This window comes from Paenibacillus sp. USHLN196, from assembly GCF_037144955.1.
Classification (GTDB): domain Bacteria; phylum Bacillota; class Bacilli; order Paenibacillales; family Paenibacillaceae; genus Paenibacillus; species Paenibacillus xylanexedens_C.
Genome location: NZ_JBBCYH010000011.1, coordinates 20,410 through 40,945 on the forward strand (window position 1 = coordinate 20,410; position 20,536 = coordinate 40,945).

Sequence of the window (20,536 nt, forward strand, 5' to 3'; positions counted from 1 at the left end):
TCTAAAAAGACTACACTAATTTAAAGAATATGAGGGAGAGAATAAGATGAAATACACCGTAATTACAGGAGCAAGTTCAGGGATTGGATATGAAACGGCACTGGCATTTGCAGCACGGGGTAAAAACTTGATTTTGGTAGCCAGAAGATTGGATAAGCTGGAAGAGCTTAAATCCACTATTCACGGTATTGACCCTAAAGTGAATGTTATCGTTCACACAAGTGATCTGTCTGTTACCGCAGAGGCTTACGCACTGTACAACGATTTGAAAGAATATCAGATTGAGACTTGGATCAATAATGCGGGGCTTGGAGAAGGTTCGTTCATTGCTGAACAGAATTTGGATAAAGTGGAGACCATGCTGCGTGTTAACATCGAATCTTTGACCATTCTCTCTACATTGTATGTGCGAGATTATGCTGATGTTGAAGACACTCAGTTGATTAATGTCTCTTCCGCACTCGGATATGCCATTGCTGTAGGCAGTGTTGCTTATTCTGCATCGAAATACTACGTTAGTGCTTTCACAGAGGGCCTTGCCAAAGAACTGGAACTGAAAGGTGCAAAACTGAAAGCGAAGGTCTTGGCACCAGCGATCACGGAAACAGAATTTGTACAAAAATCAATAGATGCTGAAGGATTTGATTACAAAGCAAATATGCCTAAGTACCACACGGCCAAAGAAATGGCTGGCTTTATGGTAGAACTCTATGATCATAACGACGTAGTCGTAGGGATTGTAGATCAGAACTATGATTTCCAACTGAGAGGCGCAATCTATCCGGTCATTTCAGAATTGCATTAATACATCTGTAAAATTATGAATGAATGAAGGTCCTGATCTGTATCGCTACCTTGTAAAAGAATTAGCTCAATTGGATCTGGTGTACCTTCATATTATGCATCTCGGAGATGATAACCTGCTGCAAGACATTCGTTCGATCTGGCAAAATCCACTGTTGGTTAACCGGGCCGGAAGAACTTTGGAAGATCTCAGTGTCGATTTAGATCGTGGTCTCGCTGATGTGGTACCTGTAGGTGTATGGTCCTTAGCTAATCCGGATTTGGTGGAACGACTTCAACAAGGTGCGCCACTGAATGAAGCAGATCCGACAACATTCTTTGGATTGGGAAGTAAGGGCTACACGGATTATCCTACGTTGGAAGAATTAAAGTCGCAAGAGGGGCAACACTAGCACAAGCTGTAACGTGGCGTACAAATGAACATTGTGCGCCATGTTCTCACATAAATTGAACTAATCATTTACACATTAACGGAGAGGACAGAAAGAATCTGAAAAAGCGAAGCATTCGCCTTTATCACCGGATTTTCCCTTTAGAAAGGGGATCAAAAAAATCTGGGGATAACAACGATTGGAAGGTTGTTCTGTCATCGTAGTGTTAGTGTGAATAATCTTTAGTTCAACTTATATAGTCTATAAGTAAAGGAAGAGGAAAAATGATGAGAGCAGCTCAAATACAGAAATACTCCAAAAAAATCCAAGTAGAAATCAATAATATTGAGATACCTCAGATTCATAGCCGTGAGGTCCTTGTCAAAGTGAAAGCTGCGGGTGTAAATCCGCTGGATATCTTGAATATGAATGGCAGTGTTCGGATGATTGCCGACTATACGTTACCTTTAACTTTAGGGAATGAATTATCGGGTGTCATTGAAGCCGTTGGAGATGATGTTTTGAATTTTAAAGTGGGGGATTCGGTTTATACAAGGTTACCTCTGAATAAAATTGGTGCTTTTGCTGAATACGCCGCTGTGCATGAGGATGCTTTATCCATACTGCCTGAAAATCTGTCGTTTATCGAAGCTGCTGCAGTACCTCTTACTGCCCTGACCGCGTATCAAGCATTGCATGATGTACTCCAAGCTAAGCCGAATAAAAAGCTGTTTATTCCTGGTGGAACCGGGGGATTCGGTGCAATGGCCATCCCGATTGCCAAGTCCATGGGATTAACGGTTATCACAAGTGGCAGTGAGAGGGGCAGAGCACGTACTCTATCCATTGGAGCAGATCAATTCATTGATTATAAGACCGAGCAGTATGCTGACATTCTGTCCGATATCGATTATGTAATTGACACTTTGGGCGCGGATGAGATCAAAGCTGAACTGAGCATTTTGAAACCACAGGGCAAATTAGTTTCTTTGAAGGCTGGACCCAATTATCGCTTTGCAGTGGACAGTCATTTCCCGTTGTGGAAAAGAGCACTGTTTGGTCTCGTAGGTGCACGCTTGGATTCCATGGCACGTAAGACTCAAACTGAATATCGTTTTTTATTCGTGCACTCCAGTGGAGTTCAATTGCAAGAGATTACAGCTCTTGTGGAAAAAGAAGACATTAAGCCTTCGATCGATTCTACGTATACGTTTGATGACATTGAAAAGGCATTGATCAAAGTATCAACGGGTCACTCTCAGGGCAAAGTCATTGTTACCTTTTAAAGGCTCGTTAAGATCATGCTCATGCTATTCAATGTTCGTTTTCTGAACAGGAGGGAAGCCAATGGCGAGAAGCAAAGAGTTCGAAGAGTCTGTTGTACTGGATAAAGCGATGAGACTTTTTTGGGAACAAGGCTATGAGAAGACGTCTATGACAGATCTGGTCAATCATATGGGAATTCATCGTAAAAGCTTGTATGACACATTTGGCGATAAACATACCTTGTTTCTGAAGTCAGTAGATCTGTATGATCACCAAATGAGCTCCGCCCTTGCAACAGGCGTAGAGCATTCTCAAACGGCAACGGAAGCACTTCAGTTTATATTTTCTTCTTTGATTCATAGTGAGGAGCATCCAGCATCAGGCTGCTTCATTGTTAATTCAACGGTTGAATTGGCGGCACGTGATGACGACATGAACAACCGATCGATAGAGATGTTTGCCAATACGGAGAAACTAATCAAGGACATTATTGTGTGGGGACAGCAGGAAGGTGAATTCACAACCGAGTACAACGCCGAAGTATTGGCGGAATATCTGCATAATGTAGGCGTTGGGTTAAGGGTGATGGCCAAAACTTCGATGACCAAAGAAAAACTTCTTCGTATGGCGATGTTATCCATGGATCTCATACGGAGGTAGTCTATTTTTTTTACTATTATAGAACGTTCGTTCAAATATTGATGTTCCAGATGAAACATATTTTATAGAAAAGAGAGGCAGGCAACAACATGAGAAAGACAGTTCTAATCACAGGGGTATCGGGTGGGATCGGTAAAGAGTTAGCAGATCGGTTTGCCAAAGGTGGACATCATATTGTGCTGGTAGCACGAAGTGAGGGTAAAATACAGGATCTAGCTCAGGAGTATCGGAAAAAGTATGGCATTCAGGCGACGGTTATTGCCAAAGATGTAGCGGCACCTGGGGTACCACAGGAGATTTATCATGAGCTGAAGGAAAAGGGCATTGTTGTTGACTATCTTGTCAACAATGCGGGTTTCGGCCTGTTCGGGACATTTATGGAGACGGATATGGAACAAGAAATTAATATGATTGACGTGAATATTAAGGCTTTAACGGTCATGACCAAGCTGTTCTTACCGGATATGATCCAACGTGGGCACGGCGGAGTGATGAATGTGGCTTCGTTGGTAGGCTTTTTCCCTGGACCGATGATGTCGGTATATTATGCGACGAAAGCGTATGTGCTATCGTTCACTGAAGCTTTGGAGAATGAAATAAACGGTACTGGTGTTACGGTGACAGCACTGTGTCCAGGTCTGACATCTACCGGATTTGTGGATCGTTCGGGTATGGGTGTCTCGAAGATGCTGCAAGGCCCGATCATGGAAGCGGGACAGGTAGCGGAAGAAGGATATCAAGGCTTCTTGCGTGGCAAGACATTAATTATGCCAGGGGCTCGTAACCGCTTCATTGCATTTATGCCGCGCTTGTTACCGCGTAAGATGATGACTCGCATAATTAGATCCTCACAGGACAAGACAGGGCATTAAACATTAAAAAAGGAGCTGGTCGAAATGATTTTTTATGATTCCCCTCAAGCAACCGTTACATCGAATGAGGAAAATAAGGTAGTTATTTTGCAATGGAAGAGCTTTGCGCAAGGTGAACAATATCGTACACCACTAAATAAATTGTTGGAGTTAGCGGTGCAAAAACGCTCGAATAAGGCGTTATACGATAGCCGTCACTTGGCCGTTATTTCGCCAGATGACCAAGAATGGGTTGCACAAGAGTGGTATCCGAGATCACTCGAAGCAGGACTTAAGTATTCAGCACTGCTTGTTCCTCATAAAGCGATAGCTAAATCGAGTGCAAACCGAATGCTCTCAGGAATGGACATATCCAATCCATCTCAAGAATTCCATGACATTGATGAGGCATTTCATTGGCTGGCAACCGTAAAATGAGAAGGTAAAAACATGTTATGCATAAATCAATTGAGTTCGTTAGCGATACTAAAATCAGGTTTCTCCCCATCCTCTCGTATCATTGTGTCCTTCATCGTCCCTTTTACGACAAATATACACAAAAACAGGAGGGAAGCTGAGGGGCACAAATTGAATTTTCTCAATCTCGAATAGTTCAGCTAATCGTTTCTTCATATGAAGGGAGTACTGGTATAACAAATAAAAAAACGGTAGCAGATTGGGGTAATTCAGCTCTCATAAGACGTGTGATGGCACCTGTTCCAGGCCCTAGCTCAGCAATGGTTCGAATTTCATCCCATCGTACAGACTGGACGATTTTATGGGCCAGAAATTTGGAACTGGGCAGGAGACTGCCTACTCGTTTGGGGTTCTTCAGAAATCCTTGCAGAAAAAGAAGTGGTTCATTTGTTTTCATTGCTGTACCCTCCATGACTGAATTCGCTGATGGTTTACTGGATGTTGTTGGAAGGCAGGCTTATCTGGAACGTAAATATGTTATGCCTATGCTGAAGTGTCAAGGTACCCTGATGTAACTCTGCAATGTTTCTTGCAATCGAAAGACCCAGACCAGACCCCGTTTGAATGCCTTCACTGCTTCTTGAATAATCCACCTTATAAAAACGATCAAACAGTTTATCTTTTTGCTCTATTGTGAGAGGCATACCTATATTTTCGACTTCAATGGTAATGTGTTCATGACGCATACTCATTCGAATGTGGATCGTACCCGGTTTGAAGGAATACTTTAGGGCATTCATGAGAAGATTATCGATGGCGCGAGCAATCTTATCACTATCTACGATGGCCATGATTGGAGCATCGCCGATCTCTTTTACAATATGAATACTATTTTCCTGAGCCAATGGTTCAAATTCAAACAGTAACTGATCCAAGAGTTGATGTAGGTCAACCTTTTTCATATCCAGTTGGGTATCTACTGAGGTTAAGCGTGTGTATTCAAATAAATCATCGAGCAGCTTCTTTAAGTGCGTTGCTTTGTTATAGGTGTTCTGTATGAAGCGGTCATACTCTGCTTTGTCTTGAAAAGATTCTGTTCTAAGAAGCTCGATATACCCGATCATGCTGGTAAGCGGTGTGCGCAGGTCATGTGAGATGCCCGTAATCATGTCCATCTTGGATTTTTCCAACTCGCGCTCCTTGATCATCTGTAGCTGCAACTGCTCAGTCATGTGATTGATGTTTGAAGCGACGCGTCCAAGTTCATCTTGTCGATTGACGGGTACACGGTAATCCAGATTGCCCTCCGATATGAGTTGAAGTCCTTGTTCTAATGTAACGAGATCTCTCACAATTTTTCGTGTGGAAAACAAAAAAATTAACGTGAAAATTACGATGAAGATTGGTGTTAGAACATAAGGAAAGATGTAGAGAAGCGAAGGCCAATTAAATCTTTCACTAATTTTTGCGGCAGCTATGATCAACATATTATTTACACCCACAGAGCCAACAAACGAAATCAATAAACTGATCAACATTTGATATAGGATGTTAATCTGTATCTTTTTTTTAAAATGTGGTAATCGTTTAATCAATTTTATAGCCCACTCCCCATACCGTTTTAATATACTGAGGTTCCCGTGGGTTCATTTCCAATTTCTCACGCAGGTTACGAATATGAACCATCACGGTATTATCGGAATACCCGAAAGGTTCTTTCCATACAGTTTCGTATATCTTCTCGGAGCTAAATACTTGTCCAGGATGGCTGGCAAGCAACACCAGAATAGAAAACTCCAGAGGCGTAAGCGAAATGTCATTCTCTTTGAGCTTCACGGAATGTTTACTTGTATCAATGACGAGGTCCTTGATCAGAATAAGTGAATTGAATTCTGCTTTGCCAATCAGTGTTTGGCGTCTCAGCTGAGCCTTAACGCGAGCCAGTAGTTCTAACGGATTAAATGGTTTAACCATGTAATCGTCAGCTCCGGTAGTCAGGCCTGTAATTTTATCAATGTCCTCTTCCTTAGCGGATAGCATAATGATAGGGGTAGTTGATAATTCTCTTATTTTGAAGCAGGCTTTGATTCCGTCTATAACGGGCATCATAACATCCAGAATGACGAGCTGGACCGAAGTTGTTTTGATAATATGTAGCGCTTCTTCCCCATTGGCTGCTTCAATGACCTGATATCCTTCGTTACGTAAATAGACATGAATGACATCCCGGATATCGGGTTCATCATCAACAACGAGAACGGTATTCATGATTCAACACTCCTTACAAATTAGGATAACTTCAGTGTAAACGATAGCCCAGGATGTTTAAATTGTTTCCTTTTTGCGACAGACATAAACGAACGCAGGAGGGACATTCAAAGGAACGAATTCTACTTTTTCGATGATAAAGTATTCGGATAAAGTTTTTTTCATTTGAAGTGAATATTGAAAGGCGATGAATAACCCTCCAGGTTTGAGTGCTTTGTGGATCTGATCAACCAACGTATTTCTTAATTCAGGCTCAAAGTTGAAGAACGGTAACCCGCTAAAAATGTAGTCCAGTTGCTGAACGCCCTCTTGATTCATGGATTCTACCAATCGAGCGGCATCTGGATAACAGGCGAAACCCGGGTAAGCAGTCTGAAGATTATTTCTCATCGTTTCGTTCATCTCAAACAATAACACGTTGGTAGAATCTTGTACTTGTTGATGAATATATCGAGTGATGGCTCCAGTACCCGATCCGAGTTCGGCGACGGCTTTTACTTCCAGCCAAGAGGCTTGATTCACCATTTTGATGGCGAGAAACCGGGAACTGGGTATGATACTGCCAACATGTTTAGGGCTTTGCAAAAAGGTTTTCAAAAATAAAACAGGTTCATTGGAATTCATAGGAGTTCCTCCATGTGATGGTATGTTACCAAACCAGTTAGAAATGTAATAATTGAAACGTCGATAGAATGGGGCCGCCGAAGTAAATTCCTGCTGTAAAATACGTAATGGTCCAGAGTACAGCGCCGGAATATGAGATGAGAGCAAATTTACGATACTGCACGCCGCTCAGCCCAATGACCATAGGAAGGACATATCGCACGATTGGAATGAACAAACCAATGCATATTGCCCGATTGCCATACTTATTCAGGATCAGTTCGGCCTTGATGAAATGCTTTTGATGTTGAAATCTGTGTTTTATCTTGGGTCCAAAAAACTTCCCTGCAAAATAAGCAAAGGTAATGGCCGTTAATAGTCCTGATAAAATACAGAAGTATGTGATCCATGAATTGATAACTCCTGAGTGGCTCAGAATGGCACCGCTGATAATGGTGATCTCATTAGGAATTGGAACGCCGAAAGGCCCTAACGAGAAGGCAAAATAAAAAATCAGATATCCGTACTGATGAAGTAGCTCTAAGATCGTATTACTGATCATTGTTTTGCCTCCTCTCTTGTCGATATAGCCATCTTAATGAAAAAAACTAAGGAATTAATGAGCATAATTCTGAAGAATATCTAAAGAATACATAAGCAAAGCCAAACAACTACATTCAAGAGAAAAAAGCCTTGCCTACTTACTGGCAAGACTTGATAAGGTGGATATATTCAGGAGCGGTGATCTAGGAGCATAGTTTGATGATAAATTCCTTAATTACCAGTACCTTGGTCTATATGGTACAGATCGCATAAAAGAAGAGCCGAGACGTCATAATGACGACTCAGCTCTTCTTTTGGTCCCATGAGAACATACTTTTTTGAAATCAGTTTATTGTAGGAAGTAGAACCATCTGAATTTGGCACCAGCAACAAAAAACAAAACAATCCATCCCCACAAGAACAGCAAACGTAGAGCTCTTGGAATCAGTAAATACTCTGAGTACAATTTGGAGAAAAGCTTCATCACCGTAGTAACCACCCCTGCTAAGTTACTCCCTTACATCCGCTTTCGAAAGAAAAAGAAGTAAGCCGATATGATAACCAAAAGATTCAGCTATACCTACTCATTCAATAAATAAATCGAACGATATGATGCTGGCGTGCCAATATATAGTGTAAGGAGGAAGGGGATGGCTAATGAGTGAGCAGGATGAGTACATAGAACTTGTAACGTTAATACGTGCTGGGCGTGAAGAAGCATATGGAGAATTATATGAGAAAACAGTGACGGGAATATATCGAACTGTGCGCTTTCTCATCAAGGACGAGTCTGACGCGGAGGATGTGGTACAGGATATTTACATTCAGGCGTATCGATCATTGGAGCGATATGATGGGGAGCGTGCTTTTCGTCCCTGGTTAATGGGTGTGACGATGCGACAGGTTCAGAGTTATCGACGCAAAAGGTTGATGCAGTTTCGGTTTAGCAAGCGGATCGAGAAATCTGACGTTGGTATGGAATATGATTTTTCCACTGATCTGATCAACAAACTGGCCAATCGTCCTCTGCTGGAACAGGTGCGCCGTTTACCGTACAAGCTGCAGCAGGTGGTCACACTTCATTATTTGAATGAATACACGCAAGAGGAGATTGCTGGCATATTGGAGATTCCGCTTGGAACCGTAAAATCGCGCATACATGCGGCGCTGGCGAAGTTGAGACAGAAAGAAAAGATGAATCCAAGGTTGCGGGGAAAGGTGGAGGATCTGCATGAAACTCGATGAACAGTTGCGAAAAGCTTATCAGGAAGAGACACAAGACTGGTCGATTTCTGCGAGAACAAAATATAAAATTATGGATGGTATTCGAAGTGATTCATACCGAAGAAAGAGTCGAAAAAAATGGCTGGTCACTGCGCTATTGGTTGCTGTTCTTATCATTCCCACCGGGGCCTATGCAGGGTACAGCTATCTTGCAGATGGAATATATGGTTCACAGGAAAATATCACAGCTATGGGGGGAACAGCTGAGGATTATATGAGGTTGGAAGCGAAGCTGCAGACGGCCAAGGCCCATTTCAGCGAAGAAGAATTTGTTCAATACATGGACTTGTTGAAGCAAATGGGGCAAATGGCTTTGAAGTATGCGGATTCTCAGGGGAATATATATCCAGAGCAGTGGAGTACAGTGGAGCAGGAACGATATAACCTTCTTATAGCTGAATTGGAACCATTCTTCGAAAAGATGGAAGCTGTGACCACAGCCTCCCAAAAGGAGCCTATGAATGAGCAGCAATTCTGGACGGAACAATTGGCTCAGGCGGAGGAGATGTTCTCCAAAGGGGAGTTTACGGAGTTCAAGTCCGTGTATGAACAAATGAAGAAGTACGAAGCAATAGTGGTGGACAAGGATGGAAGCATTCATGAGGAACGTTTGTCCGCGGAACAGAAGGATGATTTGAGGCAATTAAGAGATCGTCTTATTCCGTATTTGGAGAAGTTGGGGCTTGATGTACGGTGAGGTAAGTGAAAACGGATTGTACGAGAAGAAGCGGAAATTGAATTCTTTCGCTTCTTTTTTATGTTATTGACCGGTTACTTCCTCCCCTGAACATTCAGTCGATACTGATGCGGTGTTGTACCTGTGGCAGTACGGAATACTTTACAAAAGTAGGAGGGACTCGTCATACCGACGCGGTGACCGATTTCTGGAACCGAAAGAGAGGAACGGGTGAGCAACACACAGGCATGACGAATGCGGGTAGCTTGAGCATAAGCGACAATCGTGGTGCCGGTCGCTTTTTTGAACAAATGAGACAGATGATAGGGAGATAGGTGAAGTGTATCTGCGATATGCTCCAAACGGAAAGGCTGTGAATAATGCTGTTCGATCCACTGTATGGCAGCTTCGGCATGAGGATGAAGAATACCTGAATGGAATGCTGCGTCCGCATGTGAAGGACGAGTTGCAACATCTTTCCATAAGTAGCGAAGTTGCGTAAATGAATCGAGCACAAAGAGACGGGTATCCTCCTCAGCTTCATGAGGTAGCAGGTCTGGATAAGTCTTATCGAATTGTTCCATTCGTTGAATGAGTGGGGAAGTGGCGGCAAGTCGGATGGGCTGAATGGGAGATTGCTCTCTCAACAGATCCTGTATGAAACGGTGAGTCGCGATAAAATGCGACCAGTGTGCCTTCAACAGATCAAGTTCAACCATGAGTACATTTCGAATGAAAGGTTGCTGTCGGGATACTTGAATCTGGACGTGGTGCAATTGAAAAGGTCGAAAAATCATGAGCATACCGGGTTCAAGGGAGAAAACCTGACCTTCTGTTATCAACTGTCCGTATCCCTTATGTATGTATGTAATCTCCATCTGTGAATGAGCATGGAACACCTCGCGAAACGATGTGTTGGAAGTGCGACAACATGCCAAATTAAAATATTTTTCGGGAATGAAAGACATCATGAACTCCTCCCTCAACATGCGCAAGATAGTTTTATTTTAGCACAAGATGAACGCATAAAAGCGCTTTATTATTGTGTATTGTGAAGGGACTAAGGGAGGTATGCAATGATGTTAAAAGTGGCGATTATCGGAGCAGGTGCAATTAGTGGAGCGCATATCTCAGCATATTTGGCATTCCCTGAGCGATGTCAGATTGTTGCTGTAGTCGATATGTACGTGGATAAAGCACAGAAACGAATTAATGAATACGGACTGGAGGGAGCGGTAGCCGTTGCCGACTATAACGATTTATTAAGCGAGCATATTGATCTGGTTTCAGTCTGTACACCGCCGTATACCCATGCCCCAATTACATGTGATTTCATGCATGCAGGTGCGCATGTGTTAGTCGAAAAACCGATGGCCTCTTCCCTGGAGGAAGCGGATCAGATGCTGAGTGCAGCGCAAGAAAGTGGCAAGCTGTTATCGGTTGTGGCTCAAAATCGGTTTACGACTCCGATGATGAAGCTGAAAGGTGTGCTGGACAGTAAACAGATGGGCCCTATCGTACATGTGCAGGTTGATTCGTTCTGGTGGCGGGGGCACAATTATTATGATCTGTGGTGGCGCGGGACATGGGAAAAAGAAGGCGGAGGCTGCACCCTTAATCATGCAGTGCATCATATTGATGCCATGCTTTGGATGATGGGACCTCCTGTAGAATTACAGGCCATGATGGCAAATACGGCACATGATAATGCCGAAGTCGAGGATATATCCATGGCGATGCTTCGCTTCCAGGAAGGGGCGCTTGGCATGATTACTAGTTCCGTCGTTCATCACGGAGAGGAGCAGCAGTTAATTTTTCAGGGCAAAAAGGCTCGGGTATCTGCACCTTGGAAAGTGGTTGCTTCTACAGCACGGAGTAACGGGTTTCCGGAATCCAATCGGGAGTTGGAACAACAGATTCAGAAGCTCGCTGACGAATTACCCGATGTTATTCATGTCGGTCACGCTGGGCAAGTTGAGAATGTGTTAAATGCTATTGAAACAGGCTCTCCCCTTCTGGTGGATGGCCAAAGTGGTCGGAATACGCTTGAACTGATTGTGGGTATCTATAAGTCGGCAAGTACGGGAGAAAAGGTTGTTTTTCCACTAGGGGCGGAAGACGCGTTTTACACAAGGGAAGGAATTATGCAACACGCCGTACACTTTTATGAAAAGAAGACGACGGTGGAGAACTTCGAGGATTCGAGTATTACGCTGGGTAGCAAGTTGGATTCGTGATATTCGAATAAAAATCGCAGAAAAAGATGCCAACTCACGTCTAGTGATTTTGGCATCTTTTACTTTTAAATGATTAAGAATAACACTCCATCCCAAAATATTCTATTTCGGAGTGAGTTAATCATCTATTAGAGACAATATTAAAGACATGAATAATATGACGTTTATACGTGTGTTTTGCATTTCCCGTTGGTAATCCCTATTTCGCCTTTAAATTAAGGGATGCTACAGCCACTTATCAGCCCAACGTTCCACGGCGCTTAGCGCTCTCCCCAGTTCCGTGCCTTTTCGTGACAACATATATTCAGTCCGAACTGGACGTTCCGTGACCACATGGCGAACCACAAGTCCTTCTTCCTCCAATTCCTTCATTCGCTCATTTAACACACGTTTGCTCAAGTCAGGGATATAAGCGTGAATCTCACTGAAGCGTTTGGGCTCCTCCATCAATGCATGGATAATGAGGGCTACCCATTTTCGGCCAATGATCTGATAAGATTGTTCCACTTTTGTGCATATTTGCTTGGCATTCTCATCATCGCTCATGATTGTACTCCTTTGATTTAGTGTTGCTTGTAATATCATTAGTATACTTATTGTAACCTACTTGTCCACAGGCCATATGTGTAAAATGTCACATACCAATTGTTCTTAATCTTACCACATAAAGCGTTATCATCAAATAAAAACCCTATAAACACTGGAGTTCACAGGTTCGACATGATTATTGACGAATTGTGACGACAGGTGTAATATGGGTAACGTTAATTCAAATGGTTACAATTTATAACCTAAACACAGGTTGTGGAGAGAAGGAATGTTCCATGGTTGAATTCAGGTGCGTTATATAAACGGAGGCAAGGCGGGTAACACACCCACTTATTCCGTCTTTTGTCATGCTTGGATTTGAACATTTTGCAACATCATATACTATACTGCACAGATCACAGGAGGCAATCCAATGGATGCAATGACATTTGTCCTGTTCGGGGCAACTGGCGATTTAGCCAAACGCAAGATTTACCCTGCATTATATAACTTGTACATGGATCAGAAAATGCCGAAATCTTTCTCCGTTATCGGTTTGGGACGACGTGAATTGTCGGATGCGGATTTCCAGGCAAATGTAGAAAAGTCACTGAATGAATTTTCACGTCAAACGCCAGAAGAAGCATCTCAGGTTCGTGATTTCATTGGAGCTTTCCGTTATTGTTCTTTAAATAACACGAAACTTGAAGACTACACCAAACTGTTGGAACTGGTTCAGCAGCGTGAACAAGAGCTTAACATTCCCGAAAATCGCATGTTCTACATGTCGGTGGCACCGGAATTCTTTGAGCCGATTGCATTGAACATTCAAGAAAGTGGCCTGGGTAACACCAAAGGCTGGAAGAAACTGATTATCGAAAAACCATTCGGACACGACCTGCAATCGGCTCGTGATTTGAACGAAAAACTGAGCAATACCTTTGCGGAAGAAGAAATCTATCGCATTGACCATTTCCTCGGTAAACCGATGGTTCAAAATATTGAGACACTCACTTACGCGAATCCGGTGATTCAAGCGTTGTGGTCTAACCGGTATATCGCCAACGTACAGATTACGGCAAGCGAAACAGTGGGGGTTGAAGAACGTGCCGCGTATTACGACCAAAGCGGAGCCCTTCGTGACATGTTCCAGAACCATATGCTTCAGTTGCTGATGATGATCGGTTTGCATCTCCCTAAACGTTGTACACCGGAAGAAATTCAATTCAAAAAGCAAAAAATTGCTGAAGCACTTCGCCCTTTGACGAAAGAAAATATCGCCTCTGAAGTTGTTCGTGCGCAATATGCAGCAGGCGAGCTGCAAGGTGCTTCGGTTGTTGGATATCTGGACGAGCCTGGCATCCCAGCCGGATCTCAGAATGAGACGTATGTTGCCGCGAGACTGTGGATCGATGATCCGTTCTGGAGCGAGGTTCCATTTTATATCCGTACAGGTAAACGACTGGCTGAGAAATCCACCCGAATCGTTGTTGAATTCAAGGCACCACTGAAGACGGGGCATGAATCCGAAAATACAACGGAACCGAACCTGCTTACGATTGAAATTGGTCCGGGAGAAAGCATCTCGCTTCAATTAAATGCGAAGAATCCATTGAACCATGGTGAAGTGGAGCCGATGCATATGACCTTCAACTCAGGTAAACGTAACATCCCTGAAGCGTATGAGAATCTGATCTTTGACGCAATGCGTGGCGATTCTACCTTCTTCGCTCACTGGAATGAAGTGGAGCTGGCATGGCAGTGGGTACAACCGATTCAGGAAGCGTTCGAAGCGGGCGGCGTACCATTGGATACGTACAGCGCAGGTTCACATGGACCTGAGTCAGCAGATCGTCTGACAGCCGAAGACGGTTATCGTTGGTGGTAAGTGAAACGAAAGAGTGAGCATAATAGGACACAATAGTAAAAAACAACAGTACATTCCATTGTGCTCACCAATGAACATTTTGCATAAATCCAAAGACCACCTTCGGCTCAGCGGGATATAGAAAACGAAATGCTCCTATTCATCTAGAGCCTGTTACTCGAGAGCGAGTTGGATCGAATGATGCAATTGCTGATATAAAAAACAGTATTAATTATGAATTATACCGTTCCAATTTTGCATAAGCCCTTCCGGTTATGTGGCCGGAAGGCCGTGAAAATTTTTGAATATAGATAGCGGTTCAATTTTTGAAAATGGGTTGGCTTGAACGCTGAGAATGTAGTGTAGGGGACGAAATCGATTCTGTAGAAGCAAAGCGTTCGCCTTTATCCCCGGATTTTCTCCTATATAGGAGATTCAAAAAATCTGGGGATAACAGCGATCAAAAGAACGATTCGTGACCGGAACGGTTACTTCGCCAAACGTTAAGCATTTATTTTTAATTTTGAGCGCACATGAAATTTAAACATTGTTCATAACAGGAGGATTTTGAAATGAAACTTGGACTTATTGGATTAGGAAAAATGGGATTAAACCTCGGTAGAAACCTGATTGATCACAAACACGAAGTGGTTGCTTTTGACCTGAACGCTGAAGCGGTTAATGAAATGAAAGAATACGGCGCTGAAGGCGTATCTTCTTACGCAGAGATGGTCGCTTCGCTCGAATCCCCACGTGTATTGTGGATCATGGTTCCTCACAACGTGGTAGACGCAGTACTGGCTGAAGTGAGCCCATTGCTGTCCAAAGGCGACATCATTATTGAAGCGGGTAACTCCCACTACAAAGAATCCATCCGTCGTTACGAAGAGATGAAACCTAAAGGCATTCATTACATGGATGCAGGTACATCTGGCGGTATGGAAGGCGCACGTAATGGAGCATGTTATATGATCGGTGGAGACCCGGAAGCTTGGGCAATCGTTGAACCTGCATTCAAAGATACTTCTGTAGAGAACGGCTACCTGTATGCTGGTAAAGCGGGCAGCGGTCACTTCCTCAAAATGGTTCACAATGGTATCGAGTACGGTATGATGGCATCCATCGGTGAAGGTTTTGACGTATTGGAGAAAAGTGGATTTGATTTTGACTTCGAACAAGTGGCCCGCGTATGGAACAACGGTTCCGTTATCCGCTCTTGGTTGATGGAGCTGACAGAACGTGCCTTCTCCAAAGATGCAAACCTTGATGAGATTAAAGGCGTAATGCACTCTTCTGGCGAAGGACGTTGGACGGTAGAAACGGCATTTGACCTTCAAACGGCTACACCAGTTATCGCTTTGTCCTTGCTGATGCGTTACCGTTCCCTGGAGACAGATACATTCACAGGTAAAGTGGTAGCAGCACTGCGTAACGAATTTGGCGGTCACGCTGTAGAGAAAAATTAATTTTATATATAACTGTTAACATATGATGAACATCGGGTAATGACTTATATCGTGTTTACGAATTCATCAAGTGGAGGGAACATATCATGAAATTTTTCTTGGATACAGGGAATGTGGAAGAAATCAAACGGATCGAACGTCTGGGTCTGGTGGATGGAGTCACGACTAACCCGTCTTTGATTGCCAAAGAAGGTCGCGTATTTAAAGAAGTCATTCAGGAGATCTGTGGCATCGTTAAAGGCCCGGTCAGTGCTGAAGTCATCGGTCTCAAAGCCGAGGATATGTTGAAGGAAGCTTATGAAATTGCTGAATGGGCACCGAATGTAGTCATTAAATTGCCGATGACCGAAGATGGGCTGTATGCTTGTCATGAATTGTCGCAAAAAGGGATCAAAACCAATGTAACGCTGATCTTCTCCGCAGCACAGGGCTTGATGGCGGCGAAAGCCGGTGCAACGTACATCAGTCCATTCGTTGGTCGCTTGGATGATATTGCGGTGGATGGTATGAAATTGATTCGTGATCTGCGTCTGATTCTGGACATGTATGATCTGCCTTCCGAGATTATCGCAGCAAGCATTCGCAATATCAAACATGTCGAAGATGCAGCCCTTTCCGGTGCGCATATTGCCACCATTCCAGGTTCGCTTCTGCCAACACTTTGGAAACACCCACTGACGGACAGCGGGATTGAACGTTTCCTGAAAGACTGGGAATCTGTTCCGAAATAAAGTGGTAGACCATGCCCGATTCTTGGGGTGTCTGAACATAAAGCCTTTCGCATTGTGGAGTAATCTGCAAGCGGAAGGTTTTTTATTTGTTTTCGTTTGCTCCAATTAGTCAGTGGTGACTGCTTGTCTCTTTAATATTGTTATTACTTTCTGTCCAGTGTCCACTACTGTCCTTCTTTTTCGGGACAACAGTGCATAAGGTTAACATATAGCCTATAGCTCATCCCGCAGGGGAGGGACACTTCGATGATGAGAAGAAGATGGCGAAGCCGGAGACGTCGTAAACCGCCAAGCGGTAAACGTAAAATGTGGTTAATCATTTTATTGGTGACAGCGTTTTGTTTGATGCAGGGTTTTGCCTATGTGGATAAGAAAATGAAGCCCCCGATCATGCATTTGGCCAAGATCAGAGTGAAGCAGATTGCAACCGAAGCGATCAACAAGGCGATTACAGCACAGGTGGCAGATGGTAAAACCAATGAAGGGTTAATTGACTGGAAGACGGATACCGCCGGGAAAGTGTCCGGTTTCATGCTGAACTACAATGAGCATATGCGAATCACCGCAAGTACGATGAATATCGTGCAATCCACGCTTCAGAATGTACACATGTTAAAAGAAAAGATACCGCTGGGGCAGGCGCTGGGCAGTCCGGTGTTGGCCTCATTTGGTCCGAGTATACCGGTTCGTATCGAGCCTCAGGGCGCTGTCAAAGTGGACCTGAACACCCGTCAGCAGAATGCAGGTATTAACATGATCTTGGTGGAAGTGTACATTCATATCATTGCTGAGGTCGCGGTCGTGGTGCCCTTCGATATGGAGCCCGAAACGGTCGATACGGAAATTCCGATCTCTTATCTTCTGGTTGTCGGCGATGTGCCAATGTATTATTACGATAATCAGGGCAAGCCAGTGGGCAGTAACGGTAGTCAAGCCCCAGCTATTGCACTGCCATCAGGGCATACGGGGGTATCAAGCGGTAGTGAAATCATTACGAATCCCCCTAGCCAGAACCAGCAACAGGTGCCAACAGACAATGTACATGGGAACGAGCTTGAATTTGAGCCGGATCTGCCGGATATCAATGGGGGATTGCAACCTAATAAGGATACGCAGCCATGATACACACAAATTTGAATTGCAAAACAAAAAAGGGGCCTCTATTAAAGAGGTCCCTTTTTCGAATGCTTATCGTACGCTGAGCCGAAGAGAATCGACTTAATCCCGCCAATTTACAGGTTTAGTCAAGACATGAGGTGTACTCCAAATTGCTTCCACGTACGGAGCATATCCTCGTCTCACTTGTTTTTCTTATTCTTCTGTTTGCGTTCTTCCTGTTCCCAATGTTTCAGCTGTGGGTAAGGATCGAACGACCATTCGTGCAGTCCGCTGTCCCGGTAGATCCCATAGTGCAGATGAGGAGGGAATTTACCCTGTGTCCCAGGTTTGCCATAACCCGAACTGCCAACCCATCCCACGACCTGGCCGGGGATAACCACTTCACCGATGCGTGCGCTCTTGTCAAAACCTGAGAGGTGGGCGTAGTAATGATAATGGTTGTTCAAATCGCGAATCCCGATGCGCCAGCCGCCAAACGGGTTCCAGCCTTTGATTTCCACGATCCCGTAACAGGTGCTGCGCACAGGTAGTCCATGCGGAGCGAAGATGTCGGTTCCCTCATGAATGCGATAGCCGCCCCAGCTTCGTTTCGTACCCCAGGTGCTGCGGTAGGAGTAGTTGCTTCCGAGCGGCACGGGAAAGGCATGTCCAAATAGATCCAAGTTGTCAAAATGCTCATATAACTTCGCGAATTGTTGTATCCGTTGTACAGCACGGGAGTTGTGATAATATTCCCACAGGGCAATGTTGAAGTCCTCTTGCTTGTGTCCGTAACCCTGAATAACAGAAGCTATGCTGTACAGCACATCCTGATCATTGTTAGCATCTGCCAGGCCATCCCCAGAACCGTCACGTCCATATCCGTTGAAAAAGAGAATGGAGTTCGGGCGTTGATCCGTCTCATCAGGATTTAGCCATCCTCTCCATGCCGGAGAGGTCATGAAAATACCTGTAAGTCGCTCAGGATGCTTGCGATCCTTCGGGTGTGCACGGGTAATCGTTCGTTCATACTGATCAATTGCGGCCAGCCTGTACCAGGGAATCTGAGTCATCTGACCGATGCTCTCGTATAAATGGCGACGTGCAGCGAAAATTTCTGCGGGCTTTAGCTCAGCTGCCTGTGGTTTGGGAGCGGCTCCGGCGGGTTCACTGTAAACGTCAACAGGCAAGAATGGGAGAAGCAGAGTACCTGCAAGTAATGTTTTGATCCAAAAGCAATACGTGTGCCTGAAGGTCAAGCGTTGTTGCACTGGGAAGCAGCCCCTTTCCATTAGAATGATACAAGGTACCCGATGAACCAAGCTAAAGGTTAGCGTTCTTCAAAAGTTCTCATTTTATCCATGTGAGCTGTCGTTATGAATCGAATGAAACAAATTGTCCAGATCAGGGTTGAATGCACAAGATGTGACAAATGGGGGTTTTTCCAGCGCTTTCATGGTATAATATGTTCCGAGCAACAGCCTAACTTCAGTAGAAAGAAGGTTTATGCATTGGCTAAACGTGTTAAAGAACCGAAACCGGATTGGATTCGGATCAAATTGACAACCGGCGATAACTATCAGGAAATGAAAACGATGATGCGTTCCAAAACGCTGCATACGGTATGTGAGGAAGCACGGTGTCCGAATATTTATGAATGCTGGGCCAATCGAACGGCCACTTTTATGATTTTGGGCGACATTTGCACAAGGGCATGCCGTTTTTGCGCGGTGAATACAGGCTTGCCAACGGAGCTTGATTTGCAGGAACCAGAACGTGTGGCGGAAGCAGCAGAACAGATGAATCTGCAACACTGCGTAATTACAAGTGTAGCCCGTGATGATTTGAAGGACGGGGGAGCTACGATTTTTGCAGAGACGGTAAAGGCCGTGCGGCGGCGCTTGCCATTGTGCAGCGTTGAAGTACTCATTCCAGACTTTCTGGGCGATCGGGAATCTTTGCAGATTGTAATGGATGCCAAACCAGATATTCTGAATCACAATATTGAGACAGTTGAGCGGTTGTCAGACAAAGTGCGTGCCAAGGCCAAGTATAGACGTTCACTGGAATTGCTTGCTCGTGCCAAAGAAATGCAACCTAACATCCCAACGAAATCAAGCATTATGCTTGGTGTAGGTGAGGAATATAATGAAATTTTATCAACGATGGATGATCTTCGTGCGGTGAACTGCGATATAATGACGATTGGTCAATATTTGCAACCATCGGAGAAACATCTGTATGTTGAAAAGTATTATCCGCCAGAGGAGTTTGCTGCATTGAAACAGGAAGGATTGAAACGTGGATTCAGCCATGTCGAATCCGGCCCGATGGTTCGCAGCTCCTACCATGCGCATGAACAGGTGAAATCGGCTACCAAACATGCTGAACAGGCGGCAACACACGCGTGATGGAGGATACCGGATTGGAAGAAGAAAAAATCACAGAACAGATTCAGGAACAACTTCAGGAACAGATCCAGGAGCCGGTTCAGGAGTCAGGTGTTGAATTGGTTGAAGAAAAGCCCAAAGAACCGGTCATTGTACAGGTCGGCGGCAAAAATTATGAGATCGTCCAGAACCACAAAGAGGGCTGGAACCCAGAAGTCTTCCGTGATCGTTACAGTGAAGTGCTGGAGCGTTACGATTATATTATCGGGGACTGGGGTTATAGCCAGTTGAGGTTAAAAGGTTTTTACCGTGATAACCATCCCAAAGCTACGAAGGATTCCATGATCGCCAGTATGGTGGATTATATCAATGAATATTGTAACTTTGGCTGTGCGTACTTTGTGCTTCAGAAGAGTAAAGATCAACCTCAAGCCAAAGCAAAAAGCGGTTCCTGAGAAGGACCGCTTTTTTGGTGT

23 protein-coding genes are annotated in these 20,536 nt (G+C 44.2%); 15 read left to right on the forward strand and 8 right to left on the reverse strand.

Annotation, left to right across the window (positions count from 1 at the left end):
* Positions 1–46 precede the first annotated feature (46 nt).
* The 6 genes from WFI24_RS23620 to WFI24_RS23645 all read left to right on the forward strand — a co-directional run bounded on the left by WFI24_RS23620 (position 47) and on the right by WFI24_RS23645 (position 4,390).
* Positions 47–805 (forward strand): SDR family NAD(P)-dependent oxidoreductase, encoded by a 759-nt coding sequence (locus WFI24_RS23620; RefSeq protein ID WP_336764568.1) that lies wholly within the window; start codon positions 47–49, stop codon positions 803–805.
* A gap of 19 nt (positions 806–824) precedes the next feature.
* Entirely contained in the window at positions 825–1,196 is a 372-nt protein-coding gene (locus WFI24_RS23625; protein ID WP_336764569.1) for a hypothetical protein, read from the forward strand.
* A 266-nt stretch (positions 1,197–1,462) separates the two neighbouring features.
* Positions 1,463–2,461 carry an NADP-dependent oxidoreductase gene (locus WFI24_RS23630; protein ID WP_336764698.1) on the forward strand — a complete coding sequence of 333 codons (999 nt, stop codon included), beginning with the start codon at positions 1,463–1,465 and terminating at the stop codon, positions 2,459–2,461.
* A gap of 61 nt (positions 2,462–2,522) precedes the next feature.
* Complete coding sequence (locus WFI24_RS23635) at positions 2,523–3,101, forward strand: TetR/AcrR family transcriptional regulator (RefSeq protein ID WP_336764570.1); 579 nt, start codon at positions 2,523–2,525, stop codon at positions 3,099–3,101.
* Between the two features lie 89 nt (positions 3,102–3,190).
* Positions 3,191–3,973: an SDR family NAD(P)-dependent oxidoreductase gene (locus WFI24_RS23640; protein ID WP_336764571.1), complete on the forward strand. Its 783-nt coding sequence runs from the start codon at positions 3,191–3,193 to the stop codon at positions 3,971–3,973.
* Between the two features lie 24 nt (positions 3,974–3,997).
* Positions 3,998–4,390: a hypothetical protein gene (locus WFI24_RS23645; protein ID WP_336764572.1), complete on the forward strand. Its 393-nt coding sequence runs from the start codon at positions 3,998–4,000 to the stop codon at positions 4,388–4,390.
* Positions 4,391–4,565: 175 nt separating this feature from the next.
* On the opposite strand, the gene WFI24_RS23650 is transcribed toward WFI24_RS23645, so the two are convergent.
* The 5 genes from WFI24_RS23650 to WFI24_RS23670 form a co-directional block, all read right to left on the reverse strand.
* The gene (locus WFI24_RS23650) at positions 4,566–4,826 is read right to left on the reverse strand and encodes a hypothetical protein (RefSeq protein WP_336764573.1); all 261 of its coding nucleotides are present in this window, start codon (positions 4,824–4,826) and stop codon (positions 4,566–4,568) included.
* A gap of 34 nt (positions 4,827–4,860) precedes the next feature.
* A complete protein-coding gene (locus WFI24_RS23655; RefSeq protein WP_442956255.1) occupies positions 4,861–5,856 on the reverse strand; it encodes a sensor histidine kinase in 996 nt (331 codons plus the stop codon).
* 100 nt (positions 5,857–5,956) lie between these two features.
* A complete protein-coding gene (locus tag WFI24_RS23660; RefSeq protein WP_336764574.1) occupies positions 5,957–6,637 on the reverse strand; it encodes a response regulator transcription factor in 681 nt (226 codons plus the stop codon).
* A gap of 57 nt (positions 6,638–6,694) precedes the next feature.
* The gene (locus WFI24_RS23665) at positions 6,695–7,261 is read right to left on the reverse strand and encodes a class I SAM-dependent methyltransferase (protein ID WP_336764575.1); all 567 of its coding nucleotides are present in this window, start codon (positions 7,259–7,261) and stop codon (positions 6,695–6,697) included.
* A gap of 37 nt (positions 7,262–7,298) precedes the next feature.
* Positions 7,299–7,802 carry a DedA family protein gene (locus tag WFI24_RS23670; protein WP_336764576.1) on the reverse strand — a complete coding sequence of 168 codons (504 nt, stop codon included), beginning with the start codon at positions 7,800–7,802 and terminating at the stop codon, positions 7,299–7,301.
* 638 nt (positions 7,803–8,440) lie between these two features.
* Between WFI24_RS23670 and WFI24_RS23675 the strand changes: the two genes are divergently transcribed.
* Positions 8,441–9,028 (forward strand): sigma-70 family RNA polymerase sigma factor, encoded by a 588-nt coding sequence (locus WFI24_RS23675; RefSeq protein ID WP_336764577.1) that lies wholly within the window; start codon positions 8,441–8,443, stop codon positions 9,026–9,028.
* The gene (locus tag WFI24_RS23680; protein ID WP_336764578.1) at positions 9,015–9,764 is read left to right on the forward strand and encodes a DUF3600 domain-containing protein; all 750 of its coding nucleotides are present in this window, start codon (positions 9,015–9,017) and stop codon (positions 9,762–9,764) included. The genes WFI24_RS23675 and WFI24_RS23680 overlap by 14 nt, the downstream gene beginning before the upstream one ends.
* Positions 9,765–9,838: 74 nt before the next feature.
* Here the strand turns inward: WFI24_RS23680 and WFI24_RS23685 are convergent, their stop codons facing one another.
* Positions 9,839–10,714, reverse strand: coding sequence for an AraC family transcriptional regulator (locus WFI24_RS23685; protein WP_336764579.1), 876 nt, complete (start codon positions 10,712–10,714; stop codon positions 9,839–9,841).
* A gap of 108 nt (positions 10,715–10,822) precedes the next feature.
* Here WFI24_RS23685 and WFI24_RS23690 point away from each other — a divergent pair, with 108 nt between their 5' ends.
* A complete protein-coding gene (locus WFI24_RS23690) occupies positions 10,823–11,980 on the forward strand; it encodes a Gfo/Idh/MocA family protein (protein ID WP_336764700.1) in 1,158 nt (385 codons plus the stop codon).
* 225 nt (positions 11,981–12,205) lie between these two features.
* Here the strand turns inward: WFI24_RS23690 and WFI24_RS23695 are convergent, their stop codons facing one another.
* A complete protein-coding gene (locus WFI24_RS23695; protein ID WP_036605715.1) occupies positions 12,206–12,526 on the reverse strand; it encodes a winged helix-turn-helix transcriptional regulator in 321 nt (106 codons plus the stop codon).
* Between the two features lie 415 nt (positions 12,527–12,941).
* On the opposite strand from WFI24_RS23695, the gene zwf reads away from it, so the two are divergent.
* From zwf to yunB, 4 genes are all read left to right on the forward strand, one after another.
* Entirely contained in the window at positions 12,942–14,396 is a 1,455-nt protein-coding gene (gene zwf, locus WFI24_RS23700) for a glucose-6-phosphate dehydrogenase (protein WP_336764580.1), read from the forward strand.
* A gap of 551 nt (positions 14,397–14,947) precedes the next feature.
* Positions 14,948–15,841, forward strand: coding sequence for a phosphogluconate dehydrogenase (NAD(+)-dependent, decarboxylating) (gene gnd / locus WFI24_RS23705; RefSeq protein WP_145325054.1), 894 nt, complete (start codon positions 14,948–14,950; stop codon positions 15,839–15,841).
* A gap of 86 nt (positions 15,842–15,927) precedes the next feature.
* Positions 15,928–16,572: a fructose-6-phosphate aldolase gene (gene fsa / locus WFI24_RS23710; RefSeq protein WP_145325055.1), complete on the forward strand. Its 645-nt coding sequence runs from the start codon at positions 15,928–15,930 to the stop codon at positions 16,570–16,572.
* 246 nt (positions 16,573–16,818) lie between these two features.
* Positions 16,819–17,694, forward strand: a complete 876-nt coding sequence (gene yunB / locus WFI24_RS23715; RefSeq protein ID WP_336764581.1) for a sporulation protein YunB — start codon at positions 16,819–16,821, stop codon at positions 17,692–17,694.
* A 176-nt stretch (positions 17,695–17,870) separates the two neighbouring features.
* Here yunB and WFI24_RS23720 read toward each other — a convergent pair whose 3' ends face one another.
* Positions 17,871–18,941 carry a M23 family metallopeptidase gene (locus tag WFI24_RS23720; protein WP_336764582.1) on the reverse strand — a complete coding sequence of 357 codons (1,071 nt, stop codon included), beginning with the start codon at positions 18,939–18,941 and terminating at the stop codon, positions 17,871–17,873.
* Positions 18,942–19,181: 240 nt separating this feature from the next.
* Between WFI24_RS23720 and lipA the strand changes: the two genes are divergently transcribed.
* Together lipA and WFI24_RS23730 are read left to right on the forward strand one after the other, a co-directional pair.
* Positions 19,182–20,081 carry a lipoyl synthase gene (gene lipA / locus WFI24_RS23725; protein ID WP_145325058.1) on the forward strand — a complete coding sequence of 300 codons (900 nt, stop codon included), beginning with the start codon at positions 19,182–19,184 and terminating at the stop codon, positions 20,079–20,081.
* Between the two features lie 14 nt (positions 20,082–20,095).
* Positions 20,096–20,515 carry a YutD family protein gene (locus tag WFI24_RS23730; protein WP_336764583.1) on the forward strand — a complete coding sequence of 140 codons (420 nt, stop codon included), beginning with the start codon at positions 20,096–20,098 and terminating at the stop codon, positions 20,513–20,515.
* Positions 20,516–20,536: the final 21 nt, after the last annotated feature.